The sequence below is a fragment of the Paenibacillus sp. FSL H7-0943 genome, assembly GCF_037963265.1.
Classification (GTDB): Bacteria; Bacillota; Bacilli; order Paenibacillales; family Paenibacillaceae; genus Paenibacillus_AQ; species Paenibacillus_AQ odorifer.
In genome coordinates this window covers 2,003,923-2,017,085 of sequence record NZ_CP150148.1, presented here as the reverse complement: position 1 = coordinate 2,017,085, position 13,163 = coordinate 2,003,923, and the positions used below count along the sequence as shown (strand labels likewise).

Sequence of the window (13,163 nt, the reverse complement as noted above, 5' to 3'; positions counted from 1 at the left end):
TCAAACTAAGGGGTGCCAGAATTCAGCACACCTTAGTTTAGCCTACTTGCTCAGCAGCGTATAAATAACCTGTGCGCTTTCTGCGCGGGTCATCCATGCTTTTGGAGCGAATCGATTGTTCTCTCGGCCTTGCAGGAGTCCTAAGTCTGCTGCAGTCTTCACATAGGCTTCCGCCCACTTGCTAATACTTGAAGCGTCAGTAAATGCCGTAGAGGCTGCTACAGGTTCAAGCTTCTTACCAGACTTCACTTCAAGTGCGCGGATCGCCATAACAGCCATTTCCTCACGGGTAATTGATGCATTCGGCGCAAAACTATTATTACTCCGTCCACTAACAATACCCAGCTTAGTAGCTGTGGCTACATATGAGGCATACCATGCATCTGACCTGATGTCAGTAAACAGGACCTGCCCTTCCGCTTTTAAGCCAAGTGCACGTACTAGTAGTGCTGTAAATTCCGCACGGCTAACATTACTTTTTGGATCAAACTCAGAGGTAGTGACCCCTGACACAATTTGTTTGGCGGCAAGTGATTGAATCGCCTTAAATGCCCAATAGGTTGCAGGAACATCTTTGAACGACTTATCGATTTCAAGCACAGCATACTTACTGAAATGTGTGACTTGTGCCGTGATCACCTCTCCATTCAGCTGTCCTCCCACGTACTCTAACCCGCCATTATCACTTAAATAATAGATTCCGATTAAGTCCTTGTTGAATTGCCCTTTAATCTTGAATGAGATCGTAATCGGCTCATCGAACTGCTTAATTACAATCCGAGTACCGTCTTTCATCAGCACGCTAAGTCTGAATTCAAATAAATCGGAAAGAGAGCTAACATGAGCACTGTCTTTATTTAAACCGTCTACTATGGCTTTCGCAGCAGACTGCGCCAGTGGGTTCAGTTCAAGCAAGATTTGGGCACCTACCCCATCAATACCTGAAGCTAAACTTGGCATTGTACTTAAAAGCTGGCTAGGGATAGTAACTAACAGATCCCCCATTTTAAATACAAGATCATTAGTTCCTAGTATTTGTGCAGCTTGTAAAGGTAAGCGTACCTCTGTCTTACCGGCAGCAACATCAATTTGCACCTTGCCGTCTTTACCATTCTTCAAGCTATCCTCATTCACAACCTGAGTATCCGCTGGCGGTGTAGGGCTAGGGTTAACAACAACTCCAGAGGTTGGTGCCGCTGTGGCTTCTGGCGTTGGTGTTGATGTTGGTGTCACCTCAGGCGACGGTGTTACTTCTGGAGTCGGCGTTGGTGTCGGCGTCGATGTTGGTGTTGGCGTCGACGTTGGTGTCGGTGTTGGCGTCGACGTTGGTGTCGGCGTTGGCGTCGACGTTGGCGTCGGCGTTGGCGTCGACGTTGGTGTCGGCGTTGGCGTCGACGATGGTGTCGGCGTCGGCGTTGGTGTCGGCGTCGGCGTTGGTGTCGGCGTTGGTGTCGGTATAACATCCGATACTTCCGCCAAAATAACCGTGCCTCCATCATCTCTGCCTGGCAGATCAATATTTACCTTTTGGTCTTCGGAAACCATGTATGTTTTACCGCTGTATTCATCGGTTACCGATGAATTGGCAGCAAACGGTACTGGAATCGTTACAGAATTCTCACTAGTTTTAGTATTGATTACCGTCACTACGTTCTCATCTTCATAAGATTTGTTGAAAGCCAAATAACCTGAATCATCTGAACCTGCGAGCTTCGTGCGCACACCTTTGGAATACACTTTGGAGTACTTCGCACGGATATTCAACAGCTTTTGATAATGGTCATGTAGTGGCTTCTCTGCCGTCAATTGATCCCAAGGCATATCCTTACGGTTCTCACTGAATTGACCTTCAGACATATTTCCAGCATTGCTTCCGGAATTCCCCAGTTCTTCTCCGTAGTATATTACCGGCTGTCCTTTGGCGGTAATTTGCAGAGCTGCAGCAATCTTCAGCTTGCCTTTATCGCCTCCCACATAATCAGACAAGAAACCATTCTCATCGTGACTGCTCAGGAATTGAGCCATCATCTTCGTATTGTCGATCTTTAATTCACGTTCCTGCAGATAAGCATCCACACTGTTTACCTTACCATTTGCAAAATCTCTGGCTGCATCTTTAAATCCAAAATCAAGCAGACCATCCATCTGGCTAGTTTCGAGCATTCCACCATTGTTATCAATGGTTCCACCGAAGTATTCGCCGGTCATTTTGAAGTTTGGATCAATCGCTGTCAGTGCATTTTTAAAGGCTTTCCAAGTCGTATCGTCCACATGCTTGACTGTATCCACACGGAAATAATCAATCGTGTCTCCACGTTCCGTACGTGCGTTGTCTAACCAGCCTGTTTGCCAAGCGATAATTTTTTCACGAACGGCTGGATCTTCCGTCTTGAAATCTGGCAGGAAAGCAAGCTCACCCTTAATTGGATCTGTATCTGCGGATACACCATCCGTGCGCAGCATCCCTTCGAAACGTGCTTTATCCTCAGCTGTAATTGTCGGATAGGTATCCTCAGCTTTCAGACCGTAACCCGTATGATTGAGTACAACGTCAACCATGATCTTGATCCCTTTGTCATGCGCCTTTTCGATCAGCTCCTTGAAGGTTGCCATATCGCCAAGATGCTCGTCGAGCTTGGTAAAATCTTTTGCCCAATACCCATGGTATCCATATTGTTCGCTGCCAAAGTCAACGCCTTTGTTAAAATCAATATTATCTACGATTGGCGTGATCCATAACGTGTTAATTCCTAGCTCTTGCAAATAATCGAGATTGTCGATCATCCCTCGGAAATCTCCACCATGATAAGCTTCCAGATGATCTTTATTTACATTCTCATTATTCGTTGGGTCACCGTCTTTAAACCGGTCTGTAAGCGCGAAATAAATCCGGGCCTCATCCCAATCAAAATCCAGCTTATCCCCTGTATAGGTTCTTGCTTTTACCTCAAGTGTAGCCTTTTCCTTATGTGCATTGCCGTATTGGTCTACGAGCGTAATCGGAATATCCTTGATGCCCGCTGACACCGTGTCTTTCACAGCAACCGTTTGTTTCAAGAGTTCCGTATCCAGCTTAACTTTGCTAGGTCCTCCAAGATTGGTTAAATCCATATATGCTTCAGAGTAAGTTACTTCTTCCGAAGAGGAAGCGTTGATGCTTACAACAGCATTCTGATTGGATGTGACTGCCTCTGGACTTACGGATGCCGTAATCGTAACGACAGGTTGATGATAATCAATAACAGATTCATCATTCACCGTATTCTTTGGATCTGTAATTTCGGTAGTGACGCCGTCTTTAGTAATCAAGAAAGTATATTTATACATACCTTCTTTTAAATCAGCCAGTGTATAAGTGAACCACTCGTTAGCCGGATCATAGATCATTGGATACGAAGTGCCGTTCACTTTTACTTTAGCAGCTGTTATTGCGTCCATATTTCCATTACGGAACAAAGCGTCGTCGCGGTATCTGAAAGTAATCGTTCCATCTTTTAAAATAGGGCCGCTAATACTTGGTTTGATATCAAGCTCTTTAACCATACTGGTTACATACACCTTAGTGAACGGTTCACCAGGGGTCAACGGTATGACACGATCGTCCGGATAGTCTTGTTTTCCCGTGTTCCAATCCGTACCTTTGCGCAGGACAAATCCAACGCTTGTTGCATTCTCCGCAACCTCAATCAGAACGCTCGCTGTGCCATTCTTAAAGGTTGTGAAATCAATCTGGTCATTTTTAGCTCCAGTGTTCCAAACCCAGATATTCCAATCCTTATAGTCCTTATCGCTACGGGTATAAGTGAATTGAACATATCGTTTGTCAGTAACTTTAACGGTGACGGTTGTGGAAACACCCTCATAAGAGATAGTAAGGGTTGCCGTTCCTAGCCCAACCGCTTTGACTAGACCTTTATCAGTTACTGTAGCCACTTCAGGTTTATTGGAAAGGTAAGTAGCCTTCTTAGTAACATTACTTCTGCTATTGTCATCATATTTCGCAAAAACAGCGGTTTGATGCGTATTGCCTGCTGCCAGCGTGTAGCTTGCACTATCTGTTTCCAAAGAGGTAAGCGTAACTGGTGCAGCTTCCTTTTGAATAATCACAGCCGTCAAAGGCTCTAATGTAATTGAATTTGCTGTCAAAATAAAACCTGTCTGCTGCGCAGCCGGTATCGCTGTAACACCAGCTTCATCGTTGTCCACAAGCACTTGACCACCCGTCAAATCCTCAGATAAGGTCAGCTTTCTAGTTGTGCTGTCACCATTCATGAAGACATAATAGATGCCAGTACCATCTGTTGCTTTGTTGGAATAACCGATGACAAGATCGTTATCCTTCATTTCTGGAGCAGGGATCAGGTTAATGTTAGAGTCAACCAAATCCTTATCGCCCAATCGGAAGGCATCCGTTGATTTTCTCAGCTCCATCAGACCCGACGTATATTTTCTTGTCGTGTTCTGTACCGGGAACTTAGATTCATCCGTTGCTTTGGTCCAATCAAACATGTTAACTGCATCCGATGAATCGTAAGAATCATGAATGAAATAGCCAAACGATTGGTTGTTATTGTCGAACATCTCTGTGAATTTATCCTCAGGATCCGTTGTGCCCTTCCACTGCTTAGTCCGCCCATATTCCTGACCGGCATGGATAAAGGCTGTACCTTGAGAAGTTAATACGAGCATATTTCCTAATCTGATCCGCTGCTGAATTTCAAGCTCATTCTCAGCAATATCCGGATCCTTCTTGATCGATTGTGCTATGACATCATGAAGTGTCAGATTATCATGAGCTTCGATGTATGGGACGATATCACCCGGATCATCTGCTGGTGTATTCGAAGGTTGAGCTTTAATATTGTCCAGGATTGTAGCGATCGGACGTGCTCCACCGGTAATAAATCTAGGCTGACCTTCGGAACCATAACCAGACTTCAATTCATTACGGAATTCATCGGAGAAAACACCGACACTATCCGTTTTGTCCATCCAATCCTGATCTGCACCTTGCCCAGCGAGAGAAGGATCAGCCGCAGCGCCGCCGAATGTTCTCCAGCCTTCACCAATAAAGAGTGCCTTCGGATTCACTGCTGCCGCGGCATCATAAGCATGCTGAACAGCATCAGCTGTCGCATCGCCCATCATATCCCAGCGCATTCCATCAATCTTATACTCTTCAAACCAGTATTTTACCGAATCAACCATCAGCTTCTCAGCCATTTTATGGTTGGTGGCTAAATTGTTGCCGAACCCCCCGATAAAGTTGCCGTTTGCATCTTGGAAGGCATAATAATTAGGTACGATGTCGTTTAAAAATTCTTTTTTAGCCATGTGAGTATACACTACGTCCAGAACGACACCCATTCCAGCTTCATGCACGGCATCAATCAAACCTTTTAATTCTTTAATCCGCTCTTCTGGATCGGCAGGATTCTGTGAATAAGCCCCGTCCGGAGAGAAATAGCTGTGAGGATCATACCCCCAGTTGTATTCATTGTTTTTTGCGGAATACTCTGGCTCTCTAGTCCCCATCTTCGTCTCATCCCCGTAATACCAAGCCATCACAGGAAGCAACTGAACATGCGTTACACCAAGAGATTTAATATAATCAAGTTTCTTTTCAAAAGCGCTATAAGAACCCCATCTTTCCCCACTCAGACTATCCTCGATCGATACATCTGACGTAAAATCTCTCACGTGGACTTCGTAGATGATGGCGTCCTCACGTTTTTCGTAGCCTTTTATATCAGCATACCCAAAGGTATCAGGGTTCGTCTGGCTTAAATCAACGATAGCCGCTTTGCCCACTGTATCCCCGCCGGCACCAGCAGCACCTGTGGTATCAACAGTGAATACCGCCATTGATTTAGCATAAGGATCAAGGACCTTATGGGTTACACCGTCATTCGTTACTTCGTATTGATAAAAGAAGCCCCTTACATCTGTTGCCGCTGTGCCTATCAAATCAGCTGGCTTCAGCTGGACTGACCAAACCCCTTGCTCGCCGAGTGTTAAAGCAACACTACCCACTTGCACGTTAGAGTCATTCTTATCGTAAAGATTTACAACGACTCCGCTTGCTTTAGGTGCCCATAATTTCAATGTGGCTGTTTTGTCAGCATTATACGTAGCTCCAAGATCGTCTCCTGTATAATTGTACATTTCATCAAGCATTCTCCAGCCACTTGCGGCGGAGACTGTTTTACCTGAATAAGTAACGCTAAGCGGAACTTTTTCCAAATCAAAAGCTTCTGTATCCACTTCGATTGAAGTTTTGCTTGTAAGGGTTACCGCAGTAATCGGGACTGCAGCACCCTCTTTATCCTTAACTGTAATTGCTGTCTTTAAGGCAGCTGGATCCAAACCGTCAGTCAGTGTGAAGCCGAGAAGGATTTTGCTCGTCGACAACACCTCTGCGGATACTAAGCCAATTGGTGTCTCTCCAAACGGAGAAACATAAACATTGTTGTCTCCTTCTTTAACCCATAGCTGATTGTATCGATCCAGCAGGCTAAAGGTTTTATTGTCACCGTCCTTATCACCGTTCGAAGGTTTCATCACAATAAAGCCGATTTTCTTCGCGTTCTCAATAAGTGGAACATCAACATATGCACCATAACGATCTGTTTGATCTGCCACAAAAGGAGTGGCACCAGACGGCCAATTTTCGGATGGGGCTACGACGTCATCCCACAGCCAAAGTCCGTATTGATCATGATTTGTATCAGCTCTGGTATAGTGAATTCGCACTGTATTAGGAGCAAGTGCAACTGGTTCATACGGTGTTACATCATTTGACCCTTGCTTGATCCAAATTTCATTCGTCTCAGGCGTGTTAATGGCAAAGAGTTTATCGCCTTCATCCTTAGCCTGAGTGACTCGGTTTACCACAAGGAACGAAATTTTCTTAGCTCCATCCTTCACTGGCACGTCAACATAAGCACCATAAGAATCAATTTGCCCTTCAGGAAATGGAGTTGCCCCTGTTGGCCAATTTGCGGAAGGGGATTGAACATCATCCCATGTCCATAATCCCTGATTTTCATAGTCACCAGCTGTCCGAGTGTAGTGAATACGGATGTGTCCAGCCGGAACAGGGGTAACCTCAACAGGTTCAGAAGGAATTTTATATTCGGCTGTCACACTGCCATCCAGTGGATTAAATTTAAAGGTAACCGGCAGATCTGAAGGAAGACTCAGATTATTAGCAGTTTCGGGATACAATTGATCCCCGGCTTCACCGTCTCCTGGAACAGAAACTTGGTAGGTGTAATCTCCCTTAGGAAGGGTAGCCACCGTACTGTAAACATCATCAAAATCAGGATCAGATAATGTAGTAAGTGCTTCTGCCGGCAGGTTTCCTGTCAATCTTGGTAGTTTAGCGGAAGCAATCGGTGTGTAATACGTGGAATCAGCTATTTTATGAGTCAAGTCATTATAATAAAAGGTTACGGCAGTCTCTGTTTCCAGCTTGATATGGATATTCTCCCCATCATTGGTCCCCTGAGGATTGGTGTAACTTGTGAATCCATAATTCTCATCCCATAAATCATTTAGAGTAACCTTGTAGTTATATTCTCCTGCTGGCAGAGTGCCTGTAAAAGAATATAGGCCATTATCTGAATAGGTCATTTGGGTAACTACTGATGTCTCATCCCAATCCTTACCCGGCGCTTCCGCACCTGTCGATGTAAATTTAGACTGCAGATCCCCAACCAATACAACCTTCGTCGTTGCTGCTTTAACATTAACAGGATGTAGTCCAAGACCAGAGAACACGAGAGCAATGATCATAAAGATCGCAAATGCCCTCTTCCCCCATAAAGTTATTTTCATTTTTGCAAAACCTCCCATAATTATGAATTCCCTTTTTGCAAGCGGATACATGATTTCACAAACCCCTCCAATTTATGAGATTATAAATCATGCATATTCCTTCTGAAGGTGAAGAAGGTCTATATGTAGGGCTCGTCAAGCCAAATCAACGCTGTCACCATCCTTTTATCAAAGTAAAAGCTTGATACATCATGTCAAAATTAGTGCAATCGTTTGCAAAAAGCTATGCACAAACACTAGTCCATAAAACCCGATCGTTAGTGCAACTGATTACAGCCTAAAAATACCCAATGAAAACGCTTGCTGTATTTTGATTTACATACTAATGCCGAATTTACGGTATTGTCAACCAGTATTTTCTAAAATAAAAGCTCAATTTAAAGCCGCAATAAAAACGAAACTTGTTCTTCCCTTCCTTTCAGCTAAGTTCTTGCATCCTTTAAGCCATACGTTTGCATTCAGCGAATGCTCTTTTCGCAAAATTCAGACCGCATTTATACATATTAAGATCAAAATTCCCGAATCATTCATACTTTTTTGGTGAAAAGCAACAATATTACATTGAAATTTCTTGTGTTCCTTCCAAAAGTAGCAATTTCCTCCTTTTGAATGACTTTATCTATTTACAATTTAGAACTCTTAGATTAATATTACTGTGTAAAGCAAACGGTTCCATAAGGAGGTTTCAATGACAGTTACCATTAAGGATGTGGCCAAGAAAGCGGGAGTATCTCCCTCCACGGTATCCCGGGTATTGTCCAACCATCCCAGAATCAGCCTGGAAACTTCCCGCAAAGTTAAAGCTATTATGGAGGATATGGGCTATACCCCTAACATGATGGCTAAGAGCTTGGTGTCGAAAACTACTAACAGCATCTGCTTCAGTCTTCCTAAACCTGCTGAAGAGCTGTTCTCTAATCTATTTTTTATGGAATTAATTCGCGGGATCGTTACACAAGCCAGCCGTTCCGGTTATGATGTGCTGATAAGTTCCGGAGCGAACGAGAAAGAAGAACTGGAAGCCGTTTCACGACTTCTGAAGGGTCGCCGTGTTGACGGCGTTATTCTGCTTTACTCTCGTACGGATGATGCCGTTATTGATTTTCTAGAGAGCAACGATTATCCATTCGTGCTTGTTGGCCGAAGTGATAAATATGAGAATATTTTATCAGTCGATAATGATAATGTGATGGCAGCGTACGATGCTACGAACCACCTCATTTCCATGGGGCATAAACGTATTGGCTTCGTAAGTGGACCACCTAATCTAATCGTTTCTCGTGACCGTCTCGCCGGATATCGTAAAGCATTGCAGAATAGCGGTTTAGAAATGCGGGATGAATGGATTGTAGAGGGTGAATTTCTACAGGATAGCGGCTACAGAGCGATGTCCTTTTTCATGAATTTGCCGAATCGACCCACTGCGCTGGTAGCGGTGGATGACATGGTATCGTTCGGAATTTTGCGTGGGTTGAACGAACTGAAATACAAGGTTCCAGACGATCTCGCCATTGTAAGCTTTAACAATATTCCATTATCTGAATTATCTAGTCCTCCGATCAGCAGTATTGATATAGGAATTTATCATCTTGGCTACACCGCATCACAAGTACTTATCCAAAATATCAAGAGTCCGGATAACGGTTCAGGTCATACTAACCGATTTGTTATTCCCCATCGTCTGATCGTGAGAGAGTCATCCATGCACTCTCTCGCAAAGCATGAAACCGAATGAATAAGTGAAGCGTTTATTCGCTTCATTTATTTTTTGAAAATCTGTACAAACGTTTGCGCTAAATCATACAATACTTAATGATCCAGTTCTTTATGGGTGATTTCTAGGATCTTAGGTTAGGATAAACTTACACATCTTAATCAAAGTTTAAACGGTTTAATAAGATTCTAATACGGCATCCGCTGGATCACGACGCTGTCAAAACTTTTAGGAGGTACTACAATGCCGGAAATTAAAGCCTGCTTGTTCGACTTGGACGGAGTAATCGTCGATACAGCAAAATACCATTATATCGCTTGGAAAGAGCTTGCAGATGGTCTGGGATTTCTTTTCACAGAACAAGATAACGAACGCCTTAAGGGAGTCAGCAGAACGGCTTCACTAAATATTTTGCTGGAAATCGGCGGACTAACGATTGATGAAGAAGAGAAAGCTAAGCTTGCGGAACAGAAAAATAATCGGTATGTCGAATATATTGCGAAAATGGACAGTTCTGAGATTCTCCCAGGTGCGCTTGATTTCCTAAAAGAGTGCCGCGCGAATGGCATCAAAGTCGCTCTCGGTTCTGCCAGTAAAAATGCAATGACGATCTTGAATAATACCGGATTAACCCCTTACTTTGATGCAATCATCGATGGAACTCACACTAGTGCTGCTAAACCAGATCCGGAAGTGTTCCTGTTAGGAGCCAAAGCACTGGATGCCGCACCTGAACATTGTGTAGTCTTCGAAGATGCAGAAGCGGGAATTGAGGCCGCTACCCGGGCCGGTATGTTCAGTGTTGGCATTGGTTCGCCGGAAACCCTCAGTGCAGCGAATATTGTGGTTCCATCGCTCGCTCATATGAGTGTGTCCGTGCTCAAAGAATCTTTTGCATAAATATAGTGAACATAATGAACTCAAATAGTACTGATTTGAGTTGTTATGGACATTCCTACCAGAGATTAAATGAACTAATAATTAATCGTTAACTTTCTGGTGATGAAGTGACGGAGAGGAATTTTGGAACTGTAGAAGCTTAGCGTTCGCCTTTATAATCAGATTTCATCCGCAAAATGTGGTTTAAATATAGAAATCTGATTATAACAGCGATCGAAAGTCCAAAGATTCATCGCAGTCACTTTTATATCACTGGAAGTTTAACAAAAGATTTGTTCATTTTATATATCCCCCTAACATATTTAAAGGAGCGGTTATCGTGAAACAATATTTAACAATTGATGAATGGTCCATTATTGAGGAATCCTTTGATCCACAGACGCAAGAAATTTCTGAAAGCGTATTTAGTCTTGGTAACGGATTTATGGGTGGCCGGGCCAATTTCGAAGAGCAATATAGCGGCAACAGCCTGCAAGGCAGCTACATGGCTGGCGTCTACTACCCTGACAAAACACGTGTCGGCTGGTGGAAAAACGGCTATCCTGAATATTTTGCCAAAGTACTTAACAGCACGAACTGGATCGGTATTAACATTGATATCGAGGGTACCCCCCTTGACCTGGCAAAGTGCACCGTTTCCGAATTCCGCCGTGTACTTAATATGAAAGAAGGAACGCTCTCCCGTAGCTTCACTGCCACTCTCGAAGATGGTAAGGAAGTTAAAGTAGAAAGTATCCGGTTCGTAAGCATGACTCGTCAAGAAATCGGCGCGATTCGCTATTCCATCATTCCTGTCAATTTCTCAGGCAAGATTACGATTACTCCTTATCTTGATGGTGATGTGAAGAACAAGGATTCCAACTATGACGAGAAATTCTGGAATGAAGTTGAGAAACAAGCGGGACCTGATCATGGACATCTCACTCTAAAGACTAAGAAACTCGACTTCCATGTCACCTCTGCTATGGCTTTTGATATCCTTGTCAATGGTGAGAAGGTAACTGCCGAAGCCGAAGTCATCGAACAAGAGAAATATGTAGCCAGCAAACTGGACGTAACCGCACAAGCGGGCAATCAAATCGTCATTTATAAATATGTAGCCAATGTTACTTCTCGGAATCACGGTCTGGGACAATTGGTCGACGCCGCCCAAACTGCTCTGCAAGCTGCTAAGGAAGCCGGGTTTGTAACTCTTTTGACCGAACAAATTGAAGCTTGGAGAGAAAAATGGAAAGAAAGCGACATCATCATTGAAGGTGACGTTTCGGCTCAGCAAGCGATTCGCTTTAATATTTTCCAACTCAATCAAACCTATAATGGTGAAGATGACCGCCTGAACATTGGCCCTAAAGGCTTTACCGGTGAAAAATACGGCGGCAGCACTTACTGGGATACAGAGGCGTATTGCGTTCCCTTCTATCTCAGTACGGCGGACTCCTCCATTGCCCGCAATTTGTTGATCTACCGTTACAAGCACTTAGAGAAAGCTAAAGAAAATGCCCGTAAGCTTGGATTCAAAAAAGGTGCGCTATACCCAATGGTTACTATGAACGGTGAAGAATGCCACAACGAGTGGGAAATTACATTTGAAGAAATTCACCGGAATGGTGCCATTGCCTACGCCATTTACAACTATGTGAACTACACCGGAGACAAAGCTTATCTGGGACAATATGGCCTTGAAGTTCTCGTGGAAATCTCCCGCTTCTGGGAAGAACGTGTTCACTATGCATCACGAAAAGACAAATACGTAATGCTCGGCGTAACGGGCCCGAATGAATATGAGAATAACGTTAATAATAACTGGTATACGAACCGTATGGCTTCGTGGACTATGGAATACACCATGGAAGCACTGGCATACCTGCAAGAAAATGAGCCTACTCGTTATGCTGAGCTAGTTGACAAACTAGGGCTGCAAGAGAGCGAAACTACAAAATGGAAAGACATCATTGCTAAGATGTATTATCCTGCGGATGAAGAGCTGGGTATCTTCTTACAACAAGATGGCTTCCTGGACAAAGAGATCATTCAAGTCAAAGATCTGGAACGTGAGCATCTGCCACTTAACCAAAAATGGTCATGGGACCGTATCCTGCGATCTTGCTTCATTAAACAAGCAGACGTTCTTCAGGGATTATATTTCCTGGGTGACCGTTACGATCTCGATACCAAAAAACGTAACTTCGACTTTTATGAACCGATCACTGTTCATGAGTCCTCCCTTTCCCCTTGTATCCACTCCATTCTAGCCAGTGAGCTGGGATATAAGGATAAGGCCTATGAAATGTACTTGCGTACTTCAAGACTGGATCTTGATAACTATAACAATGATACAGAAGACGGCTTGCACAGCACTAGCATGGCTGGTACTTGGATGTCAATCGTACATGGTTTCGGCGGACTCCGCGTGCATGACGGCAGACTGACACTGAGCCCATCTAACCCAGGTCACTGGACCGCTTACTCTTTTAAAATCATGTTCCGCGGCTCCCGTCTGAAAGTAAGCGTTACGGATGCACAAGTTACTGTTACGAATGAAACTGATATCCCTGCTTCTATTACTATCTACGACAAAGAATATACCGTAAACGGACTAAGCAGCATCACTGCTGATAGCAATTCCGTCACAGTATAAAACTTACACCCAAGAGATCCTTGAAGCTTAATGCTTTTGGGGTCTCTTTATTTTTTAGGAAGATAACTTATA

Annotated in this window: 4 protein-coding genes; 3 read left to right on the top strand and 1 reads right to left on the bottom strand. The window is 43.8% G+C overall.

Features of this window, described 5'->3' with window-relative positions:
- Window positions 1–42: 42 nt before the first annotated feature.
- Window positions 43–7,839 carry a pullulanase gene (locus NSQ55_RS08645; protein WP_175617328.1) on the bottom strand — a complete coding sequence of 2,599 codons (7,797 nt, stop codon included), beginning with the start codon at window positions 7,837–7,839 and terminating at the stop codon, window positions 43–45.
- A gap of 688 nt (window positions 7,840–8,527) precedes the next feature.
- Between NSQ55_RS08645 and NSQ55_RS08640 the strand changes: the two genes are divergently transcribed.
- From NSQ55_RS08640 to NSQ55_RS08630, 3 genes are all read left to right on the top strand, one after another.
- Window positions 8,528–9,574, top strand: a complete 1,047-nt coding sequence (locus NSQ55_RS08640) for a LacI family DNA-binding transcriptional regulator (protein ID WP_076126466.1) — start codon at window positions 8,528–8,530, stop codon at window positions 9,572–9,574.
- A 222-nt stretch (window positions 9,575–9,796) separates the two neighbouring features.
- Complete coding sequence (gene pgmB, locus NSQ55_RS08635) at window positions 9,797–10,453, top strand: beta-phosphoglucomutase (RefSeq protein ID WP_076126465.1); 657 nt, start codon at window positions 9,797–9,799, stop codon at window positions 10,451–10,453.
- Window positions 10,454–10,772: 319 nt separating this feature from the next.
- Window positions 10,773–13,091 (top strand): glycoside hydrolase family 65 protein, encoded by a 2,319-nt coding sequence (locus tag NSQ55_RS08630; protein ID WP_076184663.1) that lies wholly within the window; start codon window positions 10,773–10,775, stop codon window positions 13,089–13,091.
- The last annotated feature ends 72 nt before the right edge of the window (window positions 13,092–13,163 follow it).